Annotated in this window: 23 protein-coding genes; 5 read left to right on the top strand and 18 right to left on the bottom strand. The window is 54.6% G+C overall.

The features are described from left to right. Positions 1-89: 89 nt before the first annotated feature. From ureC to L1X57_RS06730, 3 genes are read right to left on the bottom strand one after another with little or no spacing between them, the layout of a single operon-like run. Positions 90-1805 (bottom strand): urease subunit alpha, encoded by a 1716-nt coding sequence (ureC, locus tag L1X57_RS06740; protein ID WP_009723131.1) that lies wholly within the window; start codon positions 1803-1805, stop codon positions 90-92. Beyond that, a complete protein-coding gene (locus tag L1X57_RS06735; RefSeq protein ID WP_009723132.1) occupies positions 1802-2122 on the bottom strand; it encodes an urease subunit beta in 321 nt (106 codons plus the stop codon). The genes ureC and L1X57_RS06735 overlap by 4 nt, the downstream gene beginning before the upstream one ends. Positions 2123-2160: 38 nt before the next feature. Continuing rightward, on the bottom strand, positions 2161-2463 hold the full coding sequence (locus tag L1X57_RS06730) for an urease subunit gamma (RefSeq protein WP_009723133.1): 303 nt from the start codon (positions 2461-2463) through the stop codon (positions 2161-2163). Positions 2464-2836: 373 nt separating this feature from the next. Between L1X57_RS06730 and L1X57_RS06725 the strand changes: the two genes are divergently transcribed. The 5 genes from L1X57_RS06725 to L1X57_RS06705 all read left to right on the top strand — a co-directional run bounded on the left by L1X57_RS06725 (position 2837) and on the right by L1X57_RS06705 (position 9083). Beyond that, positions 2837-3772 carry a helix-turn-helix transcriptional regulator gene (locus tag L1X57_RS06725; RefSeq protein ID WP_009723134.1) on the top strand — a complete coding sequence of 312 codons (936 nt, stop codon included), beginning with the start codon at positions 2837-2839 and terminating at the stop codon, positions 3770-3772. Between the two features lie 127 nt (positions 3773-3899). Further along, positions 3900-6044, top strand: a complete 2145-nt coding sequence (gene fauA / locus L1X57_RS06720; protein ID WP_234667978.1) for a TonB-dependent alcaligin siderophore receptor FauA — start codon at positions 3900-3902, stop codon at positions 6042-6044. A gap of 7 nt (positions 6045-6051) precedes the next feature. Then, positions 6052-7029: an ABC transporter substrate-binding protein gene (locus tag L1X57_RS06715; RefSeq protein WP_009723136.1), complete on the top strand. Its 978-nt coding sequence runs from the start codon at positions 6052-6054 to the stop codon at positions 7027-7029. Positions 7030-7043: 14 nt separating this feature from the next. Further along, entirely contained in the window at positions 7044-8045 is a 1002-nt protein-coding gene (locus L1X57_RS06710) for a FecCD family ABC transporter permease (protein ID WP_186004643.1), read from the top strand. Positions 8046-8048: 3 nt separating this feature from the next. Further along, entirely contained in the window at positions 8049-9083 is a 1035-nt protein-coding gene (locus tag L1X57_RS06705; RefSeq protein ID WP_050801090.1) for a FecCD family ABC transporter permease, read from the top strand. Here L1X57_RS06705 and L1X57_RS06700 read toward each other — a convergent pair whose 3' ends face one another. From L1X57_RS06700 to L1X57_RS06630, 15 genes are all read right to left on the bottom strand, one after another. Beyond that, positions 9084-9359: a DUF3325 family protein gene (locus L1X57_RS06700; RefSeq protein WP_039868899.1), complete on the bottom strand. Its 276-nt coding sequence runs from the start codon at positions 9357-9359 to the stop codon at positions 9084-9086. Next, a complete protein-coding gene (locus L1X57_RS06695) occupies positions 9356-10870 on the bottom strand; it encodes a PepSY-associated TM helix domain-containing protein (protein ID WP_009723140.1) in 1515 nt (504 codons plus the stop codon). The genes L1X57_RS06700 and L1X57_RS06695 overlap by 4 nt, the downstream gene beginning before the upstream one ends. Positions 10871-10889: 19 nt before the next feature. Beyond that, entirely contained in the window at positions 10890-11171 is a 282-nt protein-coding gene (locus L1X57_RS06690; RefSeq protein WP_009723141.1) for a hypothetical protein, read from the bottom strand. 97 nt (positions 11172-11268) lie between these two features. Next, positions 11269-12153: an urease accessory protein UreD gene (locus L1X57_RS06685; RefSeq protein ID WP_009723142.1), complete on the bottom strand. Its 885-nt coding sequence runs from the start codon at positions 12151-12153 to the stop codon at positions 11269-11271. 182 nt (positions 12154-12335) lie between these two features. After that, positions 12336-13703, bottom strand: coding sequence for a diguanylate cyclase (locus L1X57_RS06680; protein ID WP_009723143.1), 1368 nt, complete (start codon positions 13701-13703; stop codon positions 12336-12338). Positions 13704-13885: 182 nt separating this feature from the next. Then, positions 13886-14596 (bottom strand): urea ABC transporter ATP-binding subunit UrtE, encoded by a 711-nt coding sequence (gene urtE / locus L1X57_RS06675; RefSeq protein WP_009723144.1) that lies wholly within the window; start codon positions 14594-14596, stop codon positions 13886-13888. Further along, positions 14596-15432 (bottom strand): urea ABC transporter ATP-binding protein UrtD, encoded by an 837-nt coding sequence (gene urtD / locus L1X57_RS06670; RefSeq protein ID WP_009723145.1) that lies wholly within the window; start codon positions 15430-15432, stop codon positions 14596-14598. The genes urtE and urtD overlap by 1 nt, the downstream gene beginning before the upstream one ends. Then, positions 15429-16574, bottom strand: a complete 1146-nt coding sequence (gene urtC, locus L1X57_RS06665) for an urea ABC transporter permease subunit UrtC (RefSeq protein ID WP_009723146.1) — start codon at positions 16572-16574, stop codon at positions 15429-15431. The genes urtD and urtC overlap by 4 nt, the downstream gene beginning before the upstream one ends. Before the next feature lie 3 nt (positions 16575-16577). Next, the gene (gene urtB / locus L1X57_RS06660) at positions 16578-18191 is read right to left on the bottom strand and encodes an urea ABC transporter permease subunit UrtB (protein WP_009723147.1); all 1614 of its coding nucleotides are present in this window, start codon (positions 18189-18191) and stop codon (positions 16578-16580) included. A 101-nt stretch (positions 18192-18292) separates the two neighbouring features. Continuing rightward, on the bottom strand, positions 18293-19645 hold the full coding sequence (gene urtA / locus L1X57_RS06655; RefSeq protein ID WP_009723148.1) for an urea ABC transporter substrate-binding protein: 1353 nt from the start codon (positions 19643-19645) through the stop codon (positions 18293-18295). A 385-nt stretch (positions 19646-20030) separates the two neighbouring features. After that, positions 20031-21530: a tripartite tricarboxylate transporter permease gene (locus L1X57_RS06650; protein WP_009723149.1), complete on the bottom strand. Its 1500-nt coding sequence runs from the start codon at positions 21528-21530 to the stop codon at positions 20031-20033. Between the two features lie 49 nt (positions 21531-21579). Then, the gene (locus L1X57_RS06645) at positions 21580-22062 is read right to left on the bottom strand and encodes a tripartite tricarboxylate transporter TctB family protein (RefSeq protein WP_009723150.1); all 483 of its coding nucleotides are present in this window, start codon (positions 22060-22062) and stop codon (positions 21580-21582) included. Between the two features lie 108 nt (positions 22063-22170). Beyond that, positions 22171-23163, bottom strand: a complete 993-nt coding sequence (locus tag L1X57_RS06640) for a Bug family tripartite tricarboxylate transporter substrate binding protein (protein WP_009723151.1) — start codon at positions 23161-23163, stop codon at positions 22171-22173. A gap of 180 nt (positions 23164-23343) precedes the next feature. Then, complete coding sequence (locus tag L1X57_RS06635; protein ID WP_234667976.1) at positions 23344-24075, bottom strand: response regulator; 732 nt, start codon at positions 24073-24075, stop codon at positions 23344-23346. Between the two features lie 33 nt (positions 24076-24108). Beyond that, positions 24109-25794, bottom strand: coding sequence for an ATP-binding protein (locus L1X57_RS06630; RefSeq protein ID WP_009723154.1), 1686 nt, complete (start codon positions 25792-25794; stop codon positions 24109-24111). Between the last annotated feature and the right edge of the window lie 189 nt (positions 25795-25983).

Raw genomic sequence — 25983 nt, 5'->3', positions numbered from 1 at the left:
TTGCCATGGATGGCAAAAGTAGCGTACAAGGATGTATTCACAGCGCCCTCACGTAGTCCTACCTCTCGGCGCTCCTCGTATTGCGTCAATCAGAACAAGTGATAGCGCTGGGCTAGCGGCAATTCGGTGGCGGGCTCGCAGGTGAGTAGCTCGCCATCGCAGCGCACTTCATAGGTTTGTGGGTCAACAGTGAGCTCTGGGCAGGCGTCGTTGAGCTTCATATCTTTTTTACGCACGCCGCGCACGTTCTTGCATGCCGCCAACGTGCTGTGCAAGCCCAGGCGCTCTTTAACCCCTGCATCAATGGCGGCTTGGCTAACGAAGTGTAGCCGCGTTTGGCTGGCGGCCTTTCCAAACGCCCCAAACATAAAACGATAATGCACCGGCTGGGGCGTGGGAATAGACGCGTTGGGGTCGCCCATGGGCGCTGCCGCAATCATGCCGCCTTTAATGATCAGCGAGGGCTTTACACCGAAGAATGCCGGCTTCCAGAGCACTAAATCTGCTAGCTTGCCAACTTCGATAGAACCTACCTCATGGCCAATGCCGTGGGTAATCGCGGGGTTAATGGTGTATTTGGCGATATAACGCTTGGCCCGCAGGTTATCAGCGCCCAATGCTTCATCTTCAGGCAATAAGCCGCGCTGCACCTTCATTTTATGGGCCGTTTGCCAGGTACGGCAGACCACTTCGCCCACTCGTCCCATGGCTTGGGAATCCGAGGCAATCATCGAGATCACGCCCAGGTCGTGGAGAATATCTTCGGCGGCGATCGTTTCACGGCGAATACGTGAGTCGGCAAAGGCCACGTCTTCAGGAATATTAGGGTCCAGGTGGTGGCAGACCATCAACATGTCCAGGTGTTCGTCGATGGTGTTAACCGTATAAGGCCGCGTCGGATTAGTGGAAGACGGCAGCACGTACTCTTTTGAGCAGGCGGTCAGGATATCCGGCGCGTGACCGCCGCCTGCCCCTTCGGTGTGATAGGTGTGAATGCCGCGCTCTTTAAATGCCGCCAGGGTGTCTTCCACAAAGCCGGATTCGTTGAGTGTGTCGGTGTGGATCGCGATCTGCACATCGTACTTTTCTGCCACGCTGAGGCAGTTATCAATGGAAGCAGGCGTGGTGCCCCAGTCTTCGTGGAGTTTGAGCCCCATGGCACCTGCTTCCAACTGCGCTTCCAACGCTTCCGGTAGGCTGGCGTTGCCTTTGCCCAGCCAGCCGATGTTCATCGGCATATCATCCACCGATTGAAGCATTTTACCGATGTGCCACGCGCCAGGCGTACACGTCGTCGCATTAGAGCCCGTTGCAGGGCCAGTGCCGCCGCCCAGCATGGTGGTCACGCCGCTCATCAACGCTTCTTCAATCTGTTGGGGGCAAATAAAGTGAATATGGGCGTCGATGCCGCCTGCGGTAAGTATTTTGCCTTCACCGGCAATCACTTCAGTGCCGGGGCCAATCACTATATCCACATCCGGCTGAGTGTCGGGGTTGCCTGCCTTGCCAATCGCCGCGATGCGTCCGCTTTGCAGGCCAACATCGGCTTTAACGATGCCCCACCAGTCTAAAATCAGCGCATTGGTAATCACCGTATCCATCACCGTGTCATCAACACGCTGGCTTTGCCCCATGCCGTCGCGGATCACCTTACCGCCGCCGAACTTCACCTCGTCGCCGTAGTGGGTAGCGTCTTTCTCCACTTCGATCCACAGCTCGGTATCGCCCAGGCGCACGCGATCGCCCACGGTGGGGCCATACATATCGGCGTAGGCTTGCCGACTGATTTTGTTAACCGGTTTCATTGTTTATCTCCATCGAGCGCACCCATCACATCGCCACGGAAGCCGTAAATTTCGCGCTTACCGACGAAGGGAATTAGCGTGACCTCGCGGGTCTGGCCAGGCTCAAAGCGAATCGCGGTGCCCGCTGCGACATCTAAGCGAAAACCACGGGCTTTGCTACGATCAAATACCAGCGCGGGGTTGGCTTCAGCGAAGTGGTAGTGAGAGCCGATCTGAATGGGGCGGTCGCCGGTATTGGCCACTTCGACGCTAATCCGCTCGCGGCCCACGCATAGCTCAATATCACCGTCTTTTAACTGGTACTGTCCTGGAATCATTGGGCCGGAAATCATGGCAGCCTCCTGGTTGCTGACGACTAGTTGATTGGCGTGTGAACGGTCACGAGCTTGGTGCCATCCGGAAAGGTGGCTTCTACCTGCACCTCATCCACCATTTCCGCCACGCCATCCATGACGTCATCACGGCTAAGGATTTCACGACCGTAGCTCATTAAGTCGGCAACACTTCTGCCGTCACGGGCGCCTTCGATAATTTCGAAGCTGATCAGCGCCACGGCTTCGGGGTAGTTAAGCTTTAGGCCGCGTGCTTTGCGGCGCTCGGCAAGCTGGGCAGCAGAAAACAGCAGCAGCTTATCTTTGTCTCGTGGGGTCAGTTCCATGGGGGCTCCATTGGCTTGATCAGTGGGAGCGCTCAACAGAAACGACGGTGCAGGATTCGGAACAACGCTCCCAGACTATCGAAACCGAGCACGCCTATTTGAAGCAATACAGCGCAACCGCCGTACCAAAATGGTGAATAAAAAAAATAGTTATTATTATTCAATAGTTTGAAAAATATCGACTTTCTCTTATTCGCACCAAAAGTGCACCACGCCAATTAACCGGCCCCTTAATCGCACCAAAAAAGTGCAACAAAACTCTCCACTTAGCATTTACTATCAAATAGAAATAAAACACATTACTATTTAGGCGCGTCTTTTAAATAAGGCTTTTGTTGAGCCTCTATTTCTACACCAGGTTGAGACACACCACGTGACCATCAGCACCCGCTATACCGTTGATCATTTTTTGGGCTACGGACGCCGATACAGTATCGATTACTGCTTTCCCATCACCTCCAACACTGCCTGCACGCCGAAAACATCGATCGCTCAAGGGCGTGTAGAAGAAGTTAGCTTAGCGGCGGGTGTGGAACTTTTTATTTCTGATTTGGATGTGCTGCGTCCTTATCAATCGTTCTCTAAGGGTAATACCGACCTGCTGATTGTGGTGATGTTAGAGGGCTGCGCACATTTCGATATTGATGGCCAAAAGCGTTGGATAACAGCAGGGGAAGCTTGCTGGCTAAGGCTGGATACAGGTTTAACGCTAAGCGCTTTTCATCCTGCTAATCAACGGCTTCGCACGCTATGCCTGTCGCTCGACGCATCAGCGATGCACGCTTGGTATGGTGCTCACATCTCATCGGCATCCCCCCATGTCTGGCAACTCAGCCCTGGGTTACAGCTAACCATCGATGAAGCGTGCCGTGCTTCCAGTAGCGCTGAGTCACAGCGCATGCGCTTTCAAGGGTTGGCACTGCAAATCATCGCTCAGGGGCTGGACTGCCGTTCGCCATATACGGCTGACAGTGGCGCACTGTATCGGCAGCGCTTGGCGCTGATACGCCGCTGGCTGGATGAAGAGCCGTCATTTGACCACACGCTACAACGCTTAGCGGATCGTGCGGCCATGAGCCCAAGTACGCTAATGCGGCATTTCAAGATGGCTTACGGCCTAGCGCCAATCGACTATTTGCGCAAACGTCGGCTTTCGCTAGCACGCGAGCTGCTGCTGAGCGGCCACAGCGTTCAACAAGCGGCACATTTAAGCGGCTACCGTCATGCCAGCAACTTTATTACTGCATTCAAGAAAAACTACGGTATCTCGCCGGGTGCTTTGACAGAAAGTTCCCTTAAACGCCCCTAAAACGATACGGCTGACGTTTGCGCATAATCAATTGCGCGGTGGGCATAACTGCCCGCCCACCATAAGTGGAATAATTCTCATTATGAATTACTAACTATTGGTCACATCCACTTTGGAAAACCGCTCCATGCCCTTTTCATATCGATCAACATGTACTGCGCTTATTCTTTCCTACCCGTTGCTTGCCTTCGCTGAAGCTCCTGACGAAACATTGGACAATTTGCTCGTGACCGGTGAGCGCCTCAGCACCAGCAGTGAGGGCACTCAACGCTACACAGTTCCCGCTAGCCGCAGCGCGGTCGGGCTGTCATTAACGCCACGCGAGACGCCCCAATCAACAAGCGTTATTACTCGCCAGCAGATCGACGACCGTGCGGTACAGACAGGCGGTGATGTTTTAGCCCAAGTACCCGGTGTTTCGCCAAGCCGAGCTGACAGTAACCGAATTAGCTATGCCGCGCGTGGCTTCTCGATACGTAGCGTGCAGTTTGACGGACTCAGCATTCCGCTCAGCGGTTTTTGGAATTTTGGCGATACCGACTGGGATGCTGCGATTTATGACCGTGTTGAAGTGGTGCGCGGGGCAACCGGTTTACTGACCGGCGCTGGCGAACCCTCGGCAAGCGTTAACTTTATTCGCAAACGCCCGTTATCCGAAGCGGCTGCGTCTGTTTCCGCAGGCATCGGCCGTTGGGATCGTCGCCGCGCCACTGCGGATGTGTCTGTACCGTTAAGCAGCGATGGCACGACCGGGGCCCGCTTTGTCGTGGCTAAAGGCCAAAACGATAGCTTTATCTCTCATCTCGAAGATGACCATGAGACACTTTATGGTGTTATCAGTAGCGAGCTTACACCCGCTACTCAATTAACCGTAGGGGTTGAATATCAGCACAACGAGACGGTTGGCGCAGGGGCCAGTGTCCCGGCTTTTTATGCTGACGGCAGCCGAACGGACTTTGACCGCAGTGCATCTAACAACACCGACTGGTCAACGTTTTACAACGAGACCACTCGCGTGTTCGCTGACCTTAGCCACCAATTGGATAACGGCTGGACGTTACGTGCCGCCGTTAGCCATAACGATGGTAACTATGGCCTAGAGTACCTTTATCGCGGCGGTTTCCCAGACAGGGAGACAGGCCTTGGTATGTCCAGCTCCTTCTTGAATTACCGCGGCAACCGTACTCAACAAACCGTGAACGTTACGGCCGAAGGTGATTTCAGCTTATTTGGTCGCCAACATGAGCTGGGCTTTGGCTGGATGCATAACGAAGATGACTTTGAGATAAAACTGGCCACGCCGGTTGGCACGCCGCCTTCCGCGGGCAGTTACTTTAATTGGCGAGACAGTGTGGTGGCCAAGCCTCAGTGGGGGGAATTCAGCAGCTCAGACAATATGCAGGTAACGCAAAGCGGCGGCTATATGGTGTCGCGCTTTTCGTTGAGTGATCCGCTTAATCTCATTCTTGGCGCACGCCTGAGCGATTGGGAATTGGATCAGACTTATTATGGGTCTGAGCGGCAATACCGGTACAGCAACGAAATAACGCCTTATGCAGGCATTATCTACGATATTAATGACTACGCCTCTGTTTACGCGAGTTATACCGAGATTTTCCAGTCTCAGAATGCCCGGCGTGAGGATGGCTCTCTGCTGGATCCTATTCAGGGTCGCAGCTATGAGCTGGGCGCTAAGGCAACCCTTCTGAACGGCCAATTGGATAGCAGCATTGCACTGTTTAGAACAGAGCAAAACGGTGTGGCCGAAGCCATTCCTGGCGTTGATGTGATCGGCCAGCCTGGAACCTCAGCCCACCGCAGTGTTGATGGTAATCAGGTCAATGGCGTAGAGGTCGAATTGATTGGCGAAGTGGCCTCTGGCTGGAATGTGAGCGCCAGCTACACGCTAGCCAATGCAGAAAATTCCGACGGCGAGCGTACCAACACGACCCATCCGCGCCAACAGATCAAACTGTTTACCACCTACCAACTGCCGGGCGCATGGAGTGGCTTAACATTGGGCGGCGGGGCACGTTGGCAAAGCGATATTTGGCGGAACACATCTAGCCCCAATGGCCAGGTTAAAGTTGGGCAAGACGCTTACGCCGTTGCTGACCTGATGGCACGCTATCGCTTCAACGATCAATTAAGCGCGCAGTTGAACATCAACAACGTGTTTGACAAGGACTACTACGAGCAAATTGGTTTCTACAGCCAGTATTGGCTTGGCGAACCGCGTAGTGCCGTTATGTCAATCAACTGGGATTGGTGAGAAGCTAATGATGCTGCGCTCATTCATCACGCTGTTGATTGCAGCTGCCCCCATGGCGGGGGCAGTGGCTGATACCTCTCTCTTTCCCGTTGTCATCCAAAGCCCACTGGGAACAGCCACTATTGACGAGCCACCTCAGCGTGTCGTCACCCTTGGCGTTGGTGCTGACGACATTGCTATTTCACTTGGCATTGTGCCGGTAGGCATCAGCCGTGCAGAGTGGGGCGGCGATGACGACGGCTATTGGCCATGGGTACGAGACGCTCTGGAAGCACAGGAAACGCTGCTCCCCACGACGATTACGCAGTACCCCGAGCTGGATGTTGAAGCACTGCTCGCGCTGGAGCCGGATGTCATTCTGGCACCTTCAAGTGGAGTTCCGGACGCCATTTATGATCTGTTGTCGCCACTGGTGCCCATTGTCGCTTACCCAGAGCGCCCTTATCTCACCTCTGTCGATGAACAGATTGAGCGTATTGCTAAAGCGCTTGGCGTGCCGGAGAAAGGCGCTGCCTTAATGCGTCATCTCGAAACATCGCTGAGCTCTGCAGGCGAGGCTTATCCAGGCCTTGCGGACACCACTTTTGCTTATGTACGGCCCGACCCAGCCTCTGGAAATGTCTCCGTGTATTTAGCAGATGACCCTCGCGTTGGCACACTGACAGGCCTTGGGCTTCTCTTGTCACCAACGGTTGAAGGCCTATCACCAAGCGGCAATCACTTTGCGCACTACCTAGGGTTTGAGCATCTTCCCATGCTGGAAGATGTCGATTTAGTGGTCTCTTGGTATCACAGCGAAGAGCAGCGCGATAGAGTGGCTGAGCTACCGCTTTTTGCGTCTTTGCCAGCCATTTCACATGGCCGCTATCTGGCGCTGACCGATCAACCATTAATCGTTGCTAGTTCTGCCGGTTCGCCACTAGCGACTCAATGGATGATCGAGCGGCTATTGCCACGCCTTGCCGAAGCAGCTGAGCGGCGATGAATGCTGGAGCGGGTATGGTGAACGATCTATTTCCCTCTTTACGGCAGCGAACACGCTGGCTGGCAGGGCTAACGGGGGCGGTGCTTCTGTTTGGCTGGGTCAATCTCTCGGTGGGAGCAGAAAATCTCTCCCCTTATCAAGTATGGCAGGCGCTTCAAGCGGCAGGCCCCAGCTACGCCAACGACTTAGTGGAAGCACGCCTGTCACGCACACTGCTCGCCATCGCTACCGGCGCTGCGCTTGCCGTCGCCGGTACGCTGCTACAAAATTTGACCCGCAACCCACTTGCCGAGCCGGGGCTTCTGGGCATCAATGCAGGCGCAGCCGCGTCTCTGGTTACCGCTGGCTTGGTGCTTGGCTCGTTGCCTGCAGGCGCTTTTTGGTTAGCGCTACCTGGTGCGCTTTTCGTGGCTGTTTTAGTAGGCGTTCAGAGCGCTTACCGCCAGCATGACCCATCACATTTGCTGCTGTTAGGGGCAGCGCTTAACGCCGTTCTATTTGCCTACGTACAAGCCGTCACCCTTACTCACCCCGCCTTATTTGCCAACTATCGCTTCTGGATTGTTGGGTCCATCAATGGGCATACGCTAGATGAGGCCCAGCGGCTATTGGGCTGGATAGCGGTCGGACTAGGCCTGTCGTTTATCCTCCCGCGCTTTTTACACGTCCTACAAATGGGTGACGGCGTGACCAAAGCGCTGGGGCTGAATGCGGGTTGTTTGAGGCTGGCGGTGCTTAGCGGTAGCGCGTTGCTAGCGGCGATTTCAACCGCCACAGTAGGCCCTATAGCCTTCGTGGGCTTAGCCGTGCCGTTATTGGCCAAAAAAATTGCTGGTCATTACATTTATTGGCAACTTGCCATCGCGCTGGTGATAGGCCCCCTAATGATGATACTTGCAGACCTGCTCGCACGCCTTTTGCTAAGCCCTTCTGAAATCATGACTGGGATCCTGACGGCGCTGCTAGGCGCGCCATTTCTATTAGTCGCTTTGCGCATTAACCAGCGCGCTGTGTGAGCCATGATGAAACGCTTTAATACGTTACTGCCAGCCCCCCGTCGTTTGCCATCCTGTCTTTTGCCATCCCTAGCTTTAGCCCCCTATATGTTGGCCAGCATCATTGCTTTAGGGCTATTACTTGGTTCTCTGATGCTGGGAAGCCAGGGGCTTAGCAAGGAAGCGCTTGGGCACCTTATCCAAGGTAATGCGACACCGTTTGAACAGTGGCAGGCGTTTACGCTGCGCTTACCACGGGCATTCGTCGCGCTGTGTGCCGGGTTTGCGCTAGGCGTATCGGGTGCCCTGTTTCAAGGCATCACCCGTAATCCATTAGGCAGTCCCGACATTATCGGCCTTACCGCCAGCGCTAGCCTCGGAGCACTGCTGGCAAGCAGTTGGCTGACGGGCATTGTCTCTACCACGATGGGGGCCGCACTGGGTGCGATCATCGGCACGCTAGCGGTCTATAGCGGCTCTGGGCACGGCTTTCGCCACCCCTCTTCAATGATTATTGCTGGCATCGCTATCAATGCCTTAGCCCTAGCAGGCGTGCAGCTAAATTTGACGTGGCTGGGCCAAGAGCAAGCGCGAGATGCGATGATTTGGCTTAGCGGTAGCTTAGCAGGACGCCAGTGGCACGACCTTTGGCCAATGCTTAGCCTGTGCTTGCTGTTACTGCCCGGTATTGTGCTGATAGCGCCCCGGCTGCGCCTTATGGCACTTGGCGATCCAGTCGCCAAAAACCTCGGCGTTAACTTGGCAGCATCACGCTTATTAAGTGCCGTAATGGGGGCTTTTCTGGCGGGTGGCGCGGTTGCGACGGTAGGGCCGATTGCGTTTGTATCCCTTGCCGCGCCCCAGTTGGCGTTACGCCTTTGGAGAAAACCTGGGCCGCTCCCCTTAGCGGCAGGCGTGGTCGGCGCCCTGCTGCTGTTGGCGGCAGACTTAGCGGCTCAGTACTCATTGCCTTCTGGGGCGTTACCCGTCGGTGTTTTAACGGCTGGGCTGGGCGGTGTCTATTTGGTTTATTTATTAAATCGCCAGCGGCGGGGGTAATTACGGCTGCTGGCGGAAACGCTCAAACATCGCCAGACCAAGAAACACCACTCCCGCCGAGATGCTTAGGCAACCAAGCCATAGCGTTATTGCCAGCCCTGTGCTCCAGGTTTCCATTGCCAACCAAAGCGGCCAACCAAGTATCGCGCTGCCCGCCCAGAACCAAGGTTTTTGTTGAACAGGCTTAAGGCCACAACGGCGTCGATGGCGGCTATCCGATAGCGCAATCAACACAAAGCCAAGTGCGCTGAGTGTCAGAATCGTGAGGAGCATCATGACGCCACCTGAATAGTCTGCACACGGGTGCTCGCTTTTTTAGCGGCTCGTCTCATTTGCCATACGATGATCAGCGCGCTGACCAAACACATCAGGTCAACGCTAACACGCTGCCAATCACCTTCGGCAAGATCACCTAGAACACGATAGGAAGGAACCAAGAGATTCAGTATTGGCAAGCAAAGCAACAAGATAACGGTCAGTGTTAACTGCTCCCACCATGCCTGCGAGGCCGAGCGCCTGAAGACAGCGTGTAGCAACGCGAGCAGCCAGGCGGCAAAGAAAAAATGGATTTCCCATTGGGCACGCCCACTAAGCGCCACCGGTAAAAGTCGGTTGCTGGCTAAAAAGACCAACACGGCAATCGGCATGCCCGCCAGCGTCGCTATGTTAAGCCGCTCGACACACCAGATCCCCACCACACTGCCCTTCTTGTGCTTACGCTTTGACGTCCATAGCAATAGCCCGGTTGCCACCATGCCACACCCAGCAGCGCCCAACGCAAAATAGATCCAGCGCATACCCCAGTCGGCAAAACGTCCTGCATGTAACCCCACCATGACGCCGTGTGCTTGTTCATCAAAACGTTGCGACTGCGTTGCTGCTAACAACGCGCCCGAACTTGCTTCATAGATACGTTGTGGGCGGTGTGCGGATAACGCCTCGTAAGCACTCTGCCAAACTACGACACGCGCGCCCGCATCGCCAGGGTGGCTGACCCTCAGGGACTGCACCGGCTTCTGCCAATGCGCTTCAGCATCACCGACCAGTTCGCTAAGAGCATGTAACGCTGCAGGCTGCCCCGTGGCTGAGTCAGAGAGGGGAAAGGCATGCAGTTCACTGGTCGCTTGGCGACGCGCGTCAGCATCGGGAAACGCGTGCTCTACTCCCCAAGGCATATAGAGCGACATGAGCGTTATCAAGCCGGTATAGGTAATCATTAGCTGAAAAGGCAGCGTTAACACAGAAAATGCATTGTGAGCATCTAGCCAGCTACGGGCGCCCTTTTTGGGCCGAAAAGCAAAAAAGTCGCGCAGGATTTTTTTATGGGTTATCACGCCGCTGATGATTGCCACGAACATCATCATGGTGGCGATACCAATGATCCAGCGGCCATAGACGGCGGGGAAGTGATGCAATTGAAAATGGAATCGGTAGAAAAAATCCCCCCCACGCGTTTCACGCGGAGTAACCAACGCCAGAGTGGTTGGGTCAAGCACCAACTGCTCTCTCCCATCCTCCCCAAACCAAACGGCTGTCGAGACCGACATGCGCTCATTAGGAAAGGTAATCTGCCAGCTTCTCGCCGATGAGGCATGTTCAGCAAGATAGTACTGCCAGTAATCAGCCAGACGTCGGTTATCCCACTCAGCGTTCGCGGCGACACTCGGCAGCTCGGGCTGCATCCATAACGAGATACTCTCTTTGAAGTAACTCAAAGTGCCCGTCAGAAAAACGGCAAACAGCAGCCAAGCAGCTAGCAAGCCGCACCATGTGTGCAGCTGAGCCATATTACGCCTCACGCTGCGCTTAGTGGATGCCATAGGTAGCCACCAATAGAAGGCCGCAAGCGGCGAGACCGATAGCCCCCCAAAGGCGTATCAAACTCGGCGTGATAAACGACCAAGTCGCCACGCCCGCCCAAATAATGAAGCTCCCCATCATGCCGATACGCAGAGACATCATGATATCTAGCGGTAAGCCAAGCGCTGCCACCGAGAACAGTGCAGCGACTATATAGCCGCCAAGCGTCGCGGCCAGGATGCGTAAGATAAGCAGCCAATACGAGGAGGGTAAAACGTTGAGCAACATGGTACATCTCGGTGCAGGTCACAAAACAACACTTTAATGCAAAAGGTTTTCATTTGCATTAGTGGAGGTAACTTATTTAGCACCTGCTGCACAACGTTTAGGTTAACCAAATGCGCGGCGTGTGGGCGGCACGTGAGATCCAGCGCGGGCGTAATAGGTGCCAGGCCTGTTCACACAGCGCCCAGGCTTCATTACGGGAGTTTCCAAGGTAGCGTAGCAGCAGAACGCCCTGGCGAACGGTGACCGCCCAGCGTGGGTTGTCCGGCAGCGCTTCGCGTAGTTCATCAATCGCCGCACCGGCATCTTCTAAACCAACCGCCCACAGCGTGGCTTGCACCGTGGCGCCCCCCTGCCCCCAGCGCCCGTTAAAACGCGGATGTACAGGGTCCAACGGTTGGCGTTCAAGCCACAGCGGCTTGCCATCTAGGGTTAAACGAAAGTGCTGCTCAATGCGGCCTGTTACATAAGGAAGCTCACTGGCAGGGCGACCCAGCGCCATGATTTCCCAGCCCAGGCAGCGGGCGCTGCCATGCAACGCAATATGGGTTCGCTGAGTGCCTTTGGAGCCATCAAAGGCAATGGTTTCCTGGGGCAGCCATTCAAGGATGCCGCCATCTTCCACGTTAAGTTCGGTATCTTGGTTCCAGGCGACGCCCTGACTGTCGGCTTTATAAAGCTTGTTGGCCGCAGGCGTGGTGAGTAGCGCGTGGGCACCACGCTCGATGTGGGCGCGAATCGTCAGTGCATCACCGCTAACCAAGCCACCGGGCGGGTGAAGCACATACACATGGCAGGCTTCTGTGCTGCCTTCAGGATAAAACGGGCGCTGTACGCGTAGAGGCCCTTGGTGACGGGCCTGCACCAACCGGGTTGTGCCCTCACGGTTAGCAAAACGAAGCGCCAGCGATGCCGACCAGTGACGTTCGCCATCAAAGCGGTGGCCTGAGCCAGCAGCGGGTGTCGCGATTTCACTCAAAATCATGGGCGCTTTTGTTTCCTGTTAATCAACACTTCAACTTGAAATGCAAGGAGTGCGCCAAAATGGTGAAAAATGCTCATACGCCGCCAAAACAGCCTCGAGAGGTGGAAAAAGCAGTTTCTCACCTCGCCCGCTTCGCACCAAAATGGATCAAAACCGAAGCAGGTCGCACCGTAATCACACGTTTAAGCGTTTTGTACGACCACTCGGTCACGCCCACTGCGCTTCGCTTGGTAAAGTGCTTGGTCGGCGAGCTGCATCGAACGCTGATAATCAGGATGGCCGTCGTGAAGTGTTACGCCTACGCTGACAGTCACATTAAGCAGCGTATCGGCGGCGGCCAGCATGGGTTCTTTGGCCACTGCCTGACGGAGACGCTCAGCAAATAGTCGGCTGCCATCCGGGTCGCTATCGACCAACACAATCAAAAACTCTTCGCCGCCCATCCGAAATACATAATCACCACCACGGGTGGAACGATCGAGGATACTGGCCACCTGCTGCAGCACATTGTCACCAGCATCATGGCCATGGGTATCGTTAATCGCCTTGAAGTGGTCTATATCCACCATCAGTAGGGCAAAGCGTTTTTCTGAATGGCGACCAATTTCAATTTCCCGGCTCAGCACCACTGACAGAAACTTGCGATTCAACAAACGCGTCAAGCTATCGCGCCCCGCCTCTAGCCCCGAGGCACGCTCCAGCACGTCATCTAGCAGCATTAAAATGGTGCGCGCCGCATCGCGAATATCACTCAGGGCATTAAGCCGCTGGCCCATGTCATCCTGACCCAGTGCAACAAGCCACTCTTGATCGACCTGACGGATATGTCGCGAAATCGTGGTGATTTCTGGCGCGCCTTCAAAGGCATGGCAGGCTTTGTGAAAATACCACAAGCCAAATTCCGATTTGGAAAGTTTGGGCAGTGTTGCCGTTTCCTGCTGCGCGGCAACGGCAAACATCAGCTCATTTTCCCAGTTCAATAACGCAGAGCGCTGACGCTCGCGTTCGTCCCCAATATTCTGGGTAAGAGCAAATAGCTTGTACGCTTCTTCGGTGCGTGCATTGCGATCATTGGCGACTGAGTAGGCATGGCTCATGATTTCCATGGCCATATCAATATGATCTGAGACGTAGACGCATGCATCACCTGGCGACAGAGGCGTGGCAAACATAGCGTTAATTTGTTGATAAAACGCCTGCTTTAACTGCCTTGCCCCGTTAAGCACCAAGTTAACAGGAATGTCGACACGGGCATGCACATGGCCCACTTTTTCCTGCTGTTCTACCAGGGCGTAAAAATCGGCCTGCTCAACGGTAAACATTGCCTTCAGCCAGCGCCGCATAGACGGGTTTAAACGCTCCCGTACTTGGTCATTAGAGAGAAAAAGCGACGCGTGGGGGTCTTCCAGCATTACCCCATAAAAATGATCCGCAAAGCGGTCGCAGTGGTGCTCTACCAACGTTTCCACTGCTTGGCGCAGCAATATTGGCGTGCGCTCTAAAAGCACTTGCCATTCGGCGGCGAGCTGATGTTTATCTTTGTAGCGCATTGCGCACCCAATTATTATTAAGAAGACGGGTCATCTTACACGCAAAATAATAGTGCCAATGCGTACTCAGCTCAGGTTTTTCATAATAAGTCCGCCATTGACTTGAGTGAGGCGCGATTGTGAATCAGACAACGCTGTGAATAAGATAATGGCGGACGTCAGTGAAACCAGCTGTGGATAACTTAGACGGTCAAATGTTGCTTGATCAGTTCATTGGAAAGCTCAGCAATCTCGCCTTTGGCGACCGGTCGGCCGCGATCCATAATCACAAAGCGGTCGGCGTACTTGCGGGCAAAGGGCAGCTTCTGCTCGACCAGCAGTACCGTTAAGCCATCTTCCTTGATCAGTTGGCGAATGACCTGACCGATTTGCGCCACAATATTGGGCTGAATGCCTTCTCCTGGCTCATCCAAAATCAGCAGTTTGGGCTCTATCACCAGCGCACGGCCAATGGCGAGTTGCTGCTGTTGCCCACCGGACAAATCACCGCCACGGCGATGCTTCATCTCTTTTAAAACAGGGAACAGTTCATAGATACGCTCGGGGATTTTTTTCAGCCCATCACTGCGCGCTGCCAAGCCAGTGCGTAGATTTTCTTCCACGGTGAGCAGCGGAAAAATCTGCCGCCCCTGGGGGACAAAACCAATGCCCAAACGGGAACGTGCCTCAACGGCTTTCTTCGTCAGTTCAACCTGACCTTCTTTACCGTTGTGATAGCGTAGCTGGCCACTCTTTACGGCCACTTCGCCCATAATGGCTTTCATTAAGGTGGTCTTACCCACCCCGTTGCGGCCCATCACGCAGGTGCACTGGCCTTCAGGCACGTCGAGATCTAAGTCCCACAAGGTGTGACTTTCCCCGTAAAACTGGTTGAGCTTTTCAATCGCCAGCATTAGGCAGCCTCCTCGTCGTCTGCACCCAGATACACCTCAACCACTTTCGGGTCGCTGGATACCTGATCCATACTGCCTTCCGCCAGCACGCTGCCTTGGTGCAACACGGTCACTTTGCGGGCAATAGAACGTACAAAGCCCATGTCATGCTCTACCACGACAACCGACTGCTTACCCGCTAGGCCCGTCAGCAACTCAGCGGTGCGCTCCATCTCCTGCTCCGTCATCCCAGCAACGGGTTCATCTACCAGCAGCAGGCGCGGGCGTTGCATTAACAGCATGCCAATTTCCAGCCACTGTTTTTGGCCGTGGGAAAGAATCCCTGCCGGCTGGTAGCGCAGTTCGGTCAAGCCGATCGTTTCCAGCACGTCATCAATGCGGTCTTTAATCTCACCGGTCATGCGGGCGGTCAGGGTTGGCAGAATGCGCTTGTCGGCGGCCATCGCCAGCTCCAGGTTTTCGAACACGCTCAGCGCTTCAAATACCGTGGGCTTTTGGAACTTACGGCCAATCCCCAAGCTGGCGATATCCGGTTCATTCATTTGCAGTAAATTATGGCGGCTGCCAAACCACACGCTGCCTTCGTTAGGGCGCGTTTTGCCGGTAATGATATCCATCATGGTGGTTTTACCGGCCCCGTTGGGGCCGATAATGCAGCGCAGTTCACCGTCATCAATGGTCAGGTTTAAGTTGTTGATTGCCTTGAAGCCATCGAAGCTCACCGAGACATCTTCCATATACAGAATCGGGCCATGACGCACATCTACCGGTGAGGCCTGAGGGGCCATAAAATCAAACACCCGATCCCGCGTGGTTAGCGATTGCAACAAGCTCATGCGGTAGCCTCCTTCGGCAAGGTATCGGCTTTTTTGCGACGTTTTAGGTGGAGCAACAACCCCGCCACGCCTTTGGGTAGAAACACGGTGACCAAGACAAACATCGCGCCCAGGGCAAATAGCCATGCATCGGGCATCACGCCAGTGAAAATTGTTTTGGCGTAGTTGACTAAGATCGCCCCGATGACCGCGCCATACAGCGTGGCACGGCCACCCAGCGCCACCCACAGCACAATTTCAATCGAGAAAATCGGCGAGAACTCGCTGGGATTGATAATTCCCACTTGAGGGACATAAAGCGCGCCAGCCAAGCCTGCCAGCATGGCGGAAACCACGAACACAAACAGCTGGAAGCGTTCGACCCGATAGCCAATAAACCGCGTGCGGGCTTCGGCGTCCCGGGTTGCCACACACACCCGACCTAGCTTGCTGGTAACAATCGCCCGACACAGGATATAACCCAGTGCCAACGCAACGCCGGTGGCAATAAACAGCCCTAAGCGAGTGTCGTTACTGCGCAGGTTGAAGCCCAGCAGCTCGCGGAAATCAGTCAGCCCGTTGTTGCCACCAAAGCCCATCTCATTGCGGAAGAATGCCAGCATCAGGGCAAAGGTCAGCGCCTGGGTAATAATCGACAGATACACTCCAGTGACCCGTGAACGAAACGCCAAAAAGCCGAATACCAGTGCCAATAACCCGGGGGCTAACAGCACCATGGCAAACGCAAACCAGGCCATATCAAAACCGAGCCAGTACCAGGGCAGGCTGTCCCAACTGAGAAACACCATAAAATCCGGTAGTACCGGGTCGCCATAAGTACCGCGGTCACCGATTTGGCGCATCAGGTACATGCCCATGGCGTAACCGCCAATGGCAAAAAACGCCCCGTGGCCCAAGCTCAAAATGCCCAAATAGCCCCATACCAAATCCACCGCCACTGCCAGCAGCGCGTAGCTTAAGTACTTGCCGAACAGGTTCACGGTGTAAGCATTGACGTGCAGCGGGTGGCCTTGGGGCACCGCTAAATGCAGTACCGTGACTAGCAGCAGTGCGGCAAACAGCACCCCAAGAAAGATCTGCGTAGCCCGTTCGCCAAACGGGCGGGTTAGCCAAAACTGGCTTGAAGATGAGTGCGTCATCATAGGTTAGCCCTCCGCAGCCCGGCCCTTCTGCGGGAAGAGTCCACGCGGGCGTTTTTGAATAAACAGAATGATAAATACCAGCACGATAATTTTGGCCAGCACGGCGCCTGCCCAGGGCTCCAACACTTGGTTGATAATGCCCAGGGAAAGCCCGGCCACCAACGTGCCCCACAGGTTACCTACGCCGCCAAACACCACCACCATGAACGAATCAATAATGTAGTTCTGGCCCAGGTTGGGGCCGACGTTAGTAAGCTGTGATAACGCAACGCCTGCCAAACCTGCGACGCCAGACCCTAACGCGAAGGTCATAATATCGACCCGCGTGGCGCGGATGCCCATGGAACGCGCCATGGCACGGTTTTGGGTCACTGCGCGTACTTCAAGCCCCAGGCGCGTGCGGCGCATAATCAGCATCAGCACGGCAAACACCACTAGTGCAAAACCAAGTACAAACATACGGTTAAGGGTCAGCGACAGGGCGTCGTTAATCACTAATGAACCGCTCATCCATTCTGGCGTTATAACCGTACGGTTTAGCGGTGAAATCACCGTGCGCACCAGTTGCTGTAAAATCAGGCTGATACCGAACGTCGCCAGCAAGGTTTCCAACGGGCGGCCTTTCAGGAACTGAATGACGCCTCGCTCAATGGCAATGCCCACAAGGGCGGCCACCATAAAGCCTGCGGGAATCGACAGAATTAGCGCCAGCCCCGGCTGGCCGGGCAAGAGCTGCTGCATCATCCAGGTGGTATAAGCGCCCAGCATGATCAGCTCGCCGTGGGCCATATTGATAACACCCATCACGCCGAAGGTAATCGCTAGGCCAATCGCTGCCAGCACCAACACCGAGCCAAGCGAAAGCCCGAAGTAGAGCGTTTCTAAACCACGATTAATTTTGAGATTCTGCTCAATGCTGATCAGCGCTTCATTGGCGGCATCGGCAATAATAGGGTCATCGCTATTAGCTGCCCGGCTAAGTGCGACTCGAACACGTGGATGCAAACTGCCTCGCAGCGTTTCAACGCCTTCAAGCTCGCCGCTTTCGACTTGGTAAATAGCTAACGCTTGGGTAAGTCTGCGCGTTACCTGAGCATCTTCTTCCTCAACGATCAGTTCACTGAGCGGTTCGGCCAGCTCTTCATCGACCTCACCCAATAGTCGGCTGGCTGAAGTACGACGGCGCTCAACATTTGGCGAATACAAATCCACTACGGCAATAGCGCTACGTAACTGATTACGCAGTGCATTGTTAATGCCAATACGATCTAAGTCACGCCGAGACATTTCACCAAGTGGTTCGCCGGTTAAAGCATCCGCAACAGGCCAGTCGCGACCTTGATTATCGAGCACCACCACAAAACGGCCGCCGTCAGTGCGCTGCAAGCGTCCATCCAACAATGACTGCAGCCAATCACGCGCGCGCTCGTCATCGCTTTGCAAAATAGCGATAATCGCTTCGCCTTTGGCTGGATAAGAACGCACATCTAGCGCTTCTAGTAGCTCAAGTGCCGCTGCGTCATCAGCCTCAGCGGTGCCGCTTGTTTGTGCCTGGGCGGTAACTGTGACGCTTAACAACAGCAGGCACAGCAACCCTAAGGAAAGGAAACGCCTCATGGGGTTCTTCCTTTGGTTATATTAGAAACAGTGATCTAAAAAAGGGAGGTAGCGTGCTCCCCCACCACTCAGCGTTTAACCAAGCAGCGAGGGATCATCATTTACTCAGCGAGGGCCGCTTCGGCTTCTTCTGCTGCGGTGCTACCACCACATGAGCCGTTCACCACGTTGAAGTTGCCGCACTCCATGGGCTTGCGCCAATCGGCAATCAAATCACGTGAGCCAGGCAAGTAGTCAGACCATGCATCGCCCGCCACAGTAGAGGGGGTTTGCCAGACGATATCGAACTGGCCGTTGTCCTGAATTTCACCAATCAGTACCGGCTTGGTGATGTGATGGTTGGGCATCATGGCCGCATAACCACCGGAAAGGTTAGGTACGGTGACACCGATAATGGCGTCTTTCACCGCATCGACATCGGTAGTGCCCGCTTTGCGCACCGCTTCGGCCCACATATTGAAGCCAATGTAGTGCGCTTCCATGGGGTCGTTGGTAACCGCCATATCATCGCCAGTGTACTCAATCCAGGCGTCGATAAAGTCGTAGTTGTCATCAGTATCGACGCTCATAAAGTAGTTCCAGGCCGCCAAGTGGCCGACCAGCGGCCCAGTATCAATGCCGGTGAGTTCTTGCTCGCCCACTGAGAAGGCAATGACTGGAATATCGGCAGCATCAATACCTTGGTTAGAAAGCTCGGTGTAAAACGGCACATTGGCGTCGCCGTTAATCGTTGAGATAACAGCCGTGGGTTTACCCTCTTCACCAAAGCGGCGTATTTCTGCCACGATATTCTGCCAATCTGAATGACCGAACGGCGTGTAGTTGATCATGATGTCCTCATCAGCGATGCCATGCTCATCTTTGAGGAAAGCTTCGAGGATACGGTTGGTGGTACGCGGATAGACGTAATCGGTACCCACCAGTGCAAAGCGCTCGATACCCACTTGATTGATCAGGTACTCAACCGCGGGAATTGCCTGCTGGTTAGGCGCGGCACCGGTATAAAAGACGTTTTCAGAGGACTCTTCACCTTCATACTGCACCGGGTAGAACAACAGGCCGTTAAGCTCTTCCACAACCGGCAGTACTGCCTTGCGGGAAACGGAGGTCCAGTTGCCGAAGATCACGTCGACTTCTTCTTGCGCCAGCAGCTCTCTAGCGCGCTCGGCAAATAGTGGCCAGTTAGAGGCGGGGTCGACAACGACCGCTTCAAGTTGGCGGCCCAGCAAACCACCCGCATCGTTCTGCTGCTCAATGAGCATCTCAACGGTGTCTTTGAGAACGGTCTCGCTGATCGCCATGGTGCCTGAAAGCGAGTGAAGGATACCGACCTTGATCGGATCGTCATCTTGGGCGATGGCCTGTGCACTGGCTCCCATGACGGCGGCAGTCATTAAGGCAGTAGCGAAACGGCCAACGGTACGAGGGTGTGTCTTGCGCTGCAATGTGGTCACTTGAACCTCCTTGCGCCCCTTATGACGGGGCTCGTTATTTGAGCTTCGCGGCCAAGGCTTCCCGTTATGTAACGTGGGTACGGACATTGCGGGGCTTGGTGCATCCACTAGCTATTAGCTTTTGCAAGGTTTGCGCCACACCAGAAGAAGAAACATTAAAAAACTTAAAATCAGAAGGTTAGCTTTAAAAAAAGCAGCCCCACTTTCACACACCGCACTATCGTGGCGCGCTAGCGCCCAAAAAATGCACGCTGTTTATGCACCACAACGGCACCTCGCACCAATAGTGCGCTTTCTGCTTTCCAGGCCTATTTATCTAACCAATTTCTTTCACAAAAAAAGCGCCCTAGGAAACCCTAGGGCGCTTTACGCTCATACTTGTGTTCTATTCAGCGGTAGGCAAACGCTTCGTGCGGCGCTTTTTCAGCAGCGGTAAACCAAGCGACAGCACAGCAATCACCAGTAACGACAGAGAAATCGGCTTGTCGATAAAGGTCATCCAATCACCACCGGAGATCTGCAGCGCGCGGCGCATAGACTCTTCCATGATGTTGCCTAGAATCAGCGCCAGAATCAGCGGTGCGGCGGGGAAACCAAACAAGCGCATCCCTAGGCCAACCAGGCCAAAACCCAGCAGCAGCAATAGGTCGAACACGCTGAAGCTCATGCCGTAAACACCGATCATGCAGAAGATCAAAATCAGTGATAGCAGCAACGGCTTGGGCAGATCGAGAATTTTGGCGATCAGCGGAATCAGCGGCAGGTTAAGTACCAGTAGGAAGATATTGCCGATGTACATACTGGCAACCACGCCCCAGAACACATCCGGGCGCTGCTCAAGCATCATCGGGCCAGGATTAACCCCCATCACCAGCAGTGCGCCAAGTAGTACGGCGGTGGTGCCCGAACCCGGCACACCCAAGGTTAACAGCGGTACAAACGAACCGGTACACGCCGCATTATTCGCCGCTTCCGGCGCTGCAACGCCCTTGATGTTGCCTTTACCAAACGTATCGCCATCTTTGGCAATGCGTTTTTCCATGCTGTAGCCAAGAAACGAGCCAATGGTCGCCCCGGCGCCCGGCAGTACGCCAGTAAAGAAGCCCAATACTGAACTGCGGCTAACCGGACCAGCAATCTGCTTCACTTCACTGCGGGTCAACTTCAACGAACCAATGGCATTACGAGGCGCTTCTTTACCACCGCCACCGCGCAGTAACATGTAAAACACTTCGGCTAACGCGAAGATACCCAGCGCGACGACCAGAAAGTCGACTCCGTCGAGCAGGTGAATAGAACCAAAGGTAAAGCGCTCGGTGCCGGTTTGCATATCAATCCCAATGATCGAGATCATTACCCCGATAACGGCGGCAATTAAGCCTTTGACCAGCGACTTATCGGATAACGACACAACCGCCGTTAAACCCAGCACCATCAGTGCGAAGTATTCAGCAGGACCAAAGCTCACCGCCACTTTGGAGAGCAGTGGCGCAATCAACATCAGGAAAACAACAGAGATGGTGCCGCCAACGAAGGAGGAGTAAGCGGCAATGGCTAGCGCTTTACCTGCCAACCCTTGCTTGGCCATCGGGTAGCCGTCAAAAGAGGTCGCTACCGTTCCCGCCACACCAGGGGCGTTAAGCAAAATAGACGAGGTGGAGCCGCCAAAAATAGCGCCGTAATACACCCCAGCCATCAAGATCAACCCTGAAGAAGGCTCCATAGCAAAGGTAATCGGAATCATCAGCGCCAGCGCGCTGATCGGCCCAAGGCCGGGCAACATGCCAATAATGGTGCCAGCAAAGACGCCAGCAAAGACGTAAGCGATATTGATAGGCTCAAGCGCGATGCCAAAGCCATACATTAGATTGTTAAAGGCATCCATGGGAGTGTCTCTCTTTTAAACCCGCTAACAGTGGGCAAGCGCGGCTTGGTTAAAACGGCAGCACGCCAGTGGGTAGGTAAACATCCATTACCCGCGTCATGGTCAGATACAGCGCCAACACCACCCCAAGCGATGTTGCCAGATTGACCCCATGGCGACGGTAGCCGTAGTAGGCGGTTAGGCCAACACACAGCAGCGTCGAAGCCAGCACAAAGCCCAGCGGCACGAGTAAGAATGCGTAGGCAGCAATGGCGATGGCGGTCACGATCACGCGTGCCCAAGGCGTTAGCAGCAGAGGCCCCTGGGTTTCGGTTTGATCAATCTGATCGGCACCCGCAACAGGGCCGGGACGCTCAAAAAACAAGCACGCCGACAGCAACAACAAGGAGACACCTAACACTTTTGGAAACATGTCAGAATCCACCGGGCGGGGCAGCGGAAAGTTGGGAATTTGCCAGGCCATTGCCAGATAGGCAGCCGCCACTAACGCCAACACAAGCGCTAGCCATTGGTTGGTATTGAATCGAGTCATGGGAAAGCTCTCCGAAGACGTCGTTGCTATTCAGCACGACCCTTGCGGTATCAGACGGAAGATCCCGGTGGCAAGCTGCCACCGGGGGGCCTCTGGGGCGTGCGCTTACTAACGCATCAGGCCCAGATCGGTCAATACGCTGCTGAACTGCTCTTGCTGCTCATCCAGGAAAGTAGCGAAAGCGTCGCTATCCTGGTAGGCATCAATCCAGCCCAACTGATCACTTGCTTCGCGCCATGCGTCAGTTTCGAGCATTTCAGCGAAGAGCGTTTCGTAGTATTCAACCGCCTCTTCAGGCATTTCGGGCGCGCCCATTACGCCACGCCAAATATCGAAGGTGTAGTCGTAACCCTGCTCTTGGTAAGTGGGAACGTCGGCCAAGCCGCCACCCAGACGCTCTTCAGAAGAGACGCCCAACGCGCGCAGCTGGCTACCTTCGCCAAGCTGGCCAACCGCTTCACCGGCACCGCCAACCACTGCTTCGATATGGCCACCCATCAGATTGGTCATGGCGTCGCCACCGCCCGAGAAGGGGATGTAGTTGACCGTGGAGGCTTCCATACCCGCCGCAGAGGCAAGACCAGCAACCGAGATGTGGTCCATCGAGCCCGGCGCACTACCACCGCCCACGCTTAAGCTAGGGTTCTCTTTGAGCGCTGTAAAAAGATCATCCAGGTTTTGATACTCGGAGTCTGCAGCGACCAAAATAATCGAATAGTCGGTATTGATGCGCGCAATCGGGGTGAAATCGGTGTGGTCGTAACGTGATGCACCTGCCAGCGGCACTAAAATCATCGGCGGACTGGTAGCAAAAAGTTTATGCGGATTGCCGTTATCACGGGCTACCTGAGCCCAAGCAACTGCACCGCCGCCGCCAGGCACGTTAATGGCGGCAAAGCTTTCGTCGGCCAGCTCTTCTTGCTGAATAACGCGGGACATGGTGCGCACTAGCGTATCCCAACCGCCACCTGGGTTGGCCGGGGCAACAAATTCAATCGAGCGACTCGGTGTCCACTCTTGGGCGCTGGCGGACGTCGTCATGGCGAGGGCAGCCATCGGTAAGGCAAGCACGGCAAAGCGCTTAAGGGGAAGCATGGTCATGGGCGTTCTCCACATTAGCTATATTGTTATAAATGGTTGTTGTCTACGTATCTTTGTGTGGTTACACCCTTCACATTAGAAGACCGCCACTCCTAGCGACAAGCTTATGACCATTAATGGCAAAAAGTGCTTTGTGTGCGTTTTGTTCATTTTGTTCACGGCCTGTTTATAAAGGCTCGTTTACAGTGATTCCAGCCATGTTGAGGAAGATTCCAGCAGCCGATAACGCCGCTCGGGTCGGCCGACATCGCCGTAACCAATTTCTGCGTTAACCGCTTGTTCAGCCACTAAAAACTCCAAATAACGCCGCGCTGTCGAGCGGCTTGCCCCCATCACCTGCGCCACCTGCATCGCCGTCTGGGAATCACATTCGGCTGCCAGCGAATCCACCACACGGCGCAGGGTCAGGCGGTCAATCCCCTTAGGTAACGTGCGTGCAGCTACCCGCTGAGGTTCTCCTGGCTGCAGGCGAGCAAGCACATGGTCCAGTTCGTCTTGACTCATTTCAGCCCGATTAGCCAACGCCTCTCGCTCGCGGCGAAAACGCGTCAGCATTTGTGTCATGCGCGTCGCCTCAATCGGTTTAATCAAATAATCAAATACCCCGCCACGCAACGCTTCGCTGATGGTTTCTACTTCGCGGGCAGCTGTCACCATGACGATATCCACATGCACATAGTCGCGGCGAATGGCCCATAAAAGCTCCAGGCCTTCCACATCAGGCAAGTAAGCATCTAATAAGATTAGTTGAATAGCCTCAGCATGCTGGGCCATTAGCGCCTTTGCCTCACTGCCGTTGCGCGCCATATCCACTACATAAAAACCGTCACTCTGCTCAATAAAGGCCTTGTGGATATCAGCAATGCGAAAATCGTCTTCGACGACCAAAATGCCGTATTGCGTCGTAGACATAGTCATTCCTCTTACTGGCGTCGTTATTATGATTTAAGTCGTCGTGGCTACTTGATCGCAAAGCGAACGATCCAGCACGGCAATAAAGCACGCACCGCCTAATTCGCTCTCTTCTAATGTCACCTCGCCGCCGTGCTGACGGCACAGCCGGGCGACCAGCGCTAAACCAATGCCACGATGTTTACCGGTTTTGGTCGAAAACCCTTCTTGAAAGATCGATTCCGCATGCTCGCCGGGTACGCCAGAGCCGTTATCCTCTACCTCAATCAACAGCTGCTCCCCCAGATCCGTAAAAAATAGGCGGACTTTCGGGGTATCGCTGTTTGGGCCATTCAGCGCTGCATGGCAGGCATTATCTAATAAGTTGCCCACCACGCTCATCATCACCTCTTGCCCGGTAACCGTCAGCGGGCAGGAAAGCGAGCTCTGCTCATCAATTTCCAGTGCCACCCCCAGCTCCCGGGCACGGGTCAATTTACCCAGCAATGTGCCACTGAGTACCGCATCAGCCACGTGGCGCATTAAAAAGCTCATTTGCGCCTGAGCACGTTCGGTTTCGTGATGAATCAGCGCTAGCGCCTCGTCAGCCCGGTTAAGCTGCAAGAGCCCAGAAATGGTGTAAAGTTTGTTGGAAAACTCGTGAGCCTGGGCACGTAACATATCCACATCACGGCTTGCCTGGGTAAGTGCCTGGGAAAGATCAATAATTTCACGGCGACTACGAAACGTAGCAACGGCACCTTCAATCTCGCCTTCATGCAGAATGGGCACACGGTTGGCCACTACCGGATGGTCACCCAGCCACATTTCCTGGTCAAACTCCTGCTCGCCGTGCTTTAGCACCTCTATTAACCGCGAGTTGGGCACCACCTCACGAATCGGCTGCCCCAGTAATACCTGTTCATCCGATAACCCTAGAAAGCGTCGCGCCTGCTGATTGACCAAGGTGATCTGGCCATCGCGGTTAACCGCCAAGATGCCTTCGTGGATGGATTGCAAGATGGCCTCTTTTTCCATGGCCAAGCGGGCTATTTCATAAGGCTCTAAACCAAGAATGACCTTTTTAAGATGCTGCGAGAGCCAATACGCCCCAGCAAATCCCAGCAAAATCATCAGCGCTACCAGCGCCCACCCCAAGCTGGTATAGCGAGCCACATCCATATCAACCCGCTCCAGCATGAAGCCCACCGAAACCACCCCGATGATGTTGCCCTCTTCATCCCAGATGGGCGCTTTGCCCCGCATGGCGGTTCCTAGCGTTCCAGTGGCTTCCGATACGTATGACTGTCCGTGGATCAGCGCTAGGTCATTATCGCCACCCACCATTGGCTGTCCAATCCGCTCAGGCACTGGGTGCGAGTAGCGAATCGACTGAGCATTACCGACCACAACGTAGCGGGCACCAGTCTCGTGGCGAACTCGCTCAGCAAGCGGCTGAATAGTCAGCGAGGGGTTAGGTGTCGAGAAAGCATTAACAATTTGCGGCATGCCTGCCACGGTCTTGGCCACTGCCAGCGCCCGCTCGCCCATTTGATGGGTAATAATTTCTGCTTTTCGGTGATTCAGGTAGGTACCCTGCGCCAACAACATACCCGCCAATAGCAGGCCAACTAGCAACATGACCTGCAGGCGAAAACTTCGCTTGTACCAGCGACGCTTGGCGCGAGTGCGGCGCCAGCGCTGTAATTCAGCCAACGTACGAGGGCGTGGGGCGGTCATAAAGGAACTCACTAGACGCAACAGCGTCATTATGGCATGCAGCGCCAAGCGGCGTTAGCCGTTGCGTTTTTTCAATTGTTTGCTTATTTAGCAGCTACTGTTTTTGTTTTTATCGATATACTCACCACTTTTTAAGCGTGCATGACGACCTTTCATCCTGCAACATCCCGCCTCTCACAATGACCGATA

Source organism: Halomonas sp. TD01, from assembly GCF_923868895.1.
GTDB lineage: Bacteria > Pseudomonadota > Gammaproteobacteria > Pseudomonadales > Halomonadaceae > Vreelandella.
The sequence above is the reverse complement of the archived record's forward strand: the minus strand, read 5'-3'. Positions and strand labels throughout refer to the sequence as shown.

Bases quoted from the DNA above. Each gene is read 5' to 3' on its own strand.
- L1X57_RS06635 (WP_234667976.1), bottom strand. From the start codon at position 24,075: ATGTCTACGACGCAATACGGCATTTTGGTCGTCGAAGACGATTTTCGC.
- ureC (WP_009723131.1), bottom strand. From the start codon at position 1,805: ATGAAACCGGTTAACAAAATCAGTCGGCAAGCCTACGCCGATATGTAT.
- urtE (WP_009723144.1), bottom strand. From the start codon at position 14,596: ATGCTGGCGATTGAAAAGCTCAACCAGTTTTACGGGGAAAGTCACACC.
- urtB (WP_009723147.1), bottom strand. From the start codon at position 18,191: ATGAGGCGTTTCCTTTCCTTAGGGTTGCTGTGCCTGCTGTTGTTAAGC.
- L1X57_RS06650 (WP_009723149.1), bottom strand. From the start codon at position 21,530: ATGGATGCCTTTAACAATCTAATGTATGGCTTTGGCATCGCGCTTGAG.
- fauA (WP_234667978.1), top strand. From the start codon at position 3,900: ATGCCCTTTTCATATCGATCAACATGTACTGCGCTTATTCTTTCCTAC.
- L1X57_RS06680 (WP_009723143.1), bottom strand. From the start codon at position 13,703: ATGCGCTACAAAGATAAACATCAGCTCGCCGCCGAATGGCAAGTGCTT.
- L1X57_RS06630 (WP_009723154.1), bottom strand. From the start codon at position 25,794: ATGACCGCCCCACGCCCTCGTACGTTGGCTGAATTACAGCGCTGGCGC.
- urtD (WP_009723145.1), bottom strand. From the start codon at position 15,432: ATGAGCTTGTTGCAATCGCTAACCACGCGGGATCGGGTGTTTGATTTT.
- L1X57_RS06735 (WP_009723132.1), bottom strand. From the start codon at position 2,122: ATGATTCCAGGACAGTACCAGTTAAAAGACGGTGATATTGAGCTATGC.
- L1X57_RS06705 (WP_050801090.1), top strand. From the start codon at position 8,049: ATGATGAAACGCTTTAATACGTTACTGCCAGCCCCCCGTCGTTTGCCA.
- L1X57_RS06640 (WP_009723151.1), bottom strand. From the start codon at position 23,163: ATGACCATGCTTCCCCTTAAGCGCTTTGCCGTGCTTGCCTTACCGATG.
- L1X57_RS06695 (WP_009723140.1), bottom strand. From the start codon at position 10,870: ATGGCTCAGCTGCACACATGGTGCGGCTTGCTAGCTGCTTGGCTGCTG.
- L1X57_RS06645 (WP_009723150.1), bottom strand. From the start codon at position 22,062: ATGACTCGATTCAATACCAACCAATGGCTAGCGCTTGTGTTGGCGTTA.
- L1X57_RS06700 (WP_039868899.1), bottom strand. From the start codon at position 9,359: ATGATGCTCCTCACGATTCTGACACTCAGCGCACTTGGCTTTGTGTTG.
- L1X57_RS06710 (WP_186004643.1), top strand. From the start codon at position 7,044: ATGGTGAACGATCTATTTCCCTCTTTACGGCAGCGAACACGCTGGCTG.
- L1X57_RS06685 (WP_009723142.1), bottom strand. From the start codon at position 12,153: ATGATTTTGAGTGAAATCGCGACACCCGCTGCTGGCTCAGGCCACCGC.
- L1X57_RS06715 (WP_009723136.1), top strand. From the start codon at position 6,052: ATGATGCTGCGCTCATTCATCACGCTGTTGATTGCAGCTGCCCCCATG.
- urtC (WP_009723146.1), bottom strand. From the start codon at position 16,574: ATGATGACGCACTCATCTTCAAGCCAGTTTTGGCTAACCCGCCCGTTT.
- L1X57_RS06730 (WP_009723133.1), bottom strand. From the start codon at position 2,463: ATGGAACTGACCCCACGAGACAAAGATAAGCTGCTGCTGTTTTCTGCT.
- L1X57_RS06690 (WP_009723141.1), bottom strand. From the start codon at position 11,171: ATGTTGCTCAACGTTTTACCCTCCTCGTATTGGCTGCTTATCTTACGC.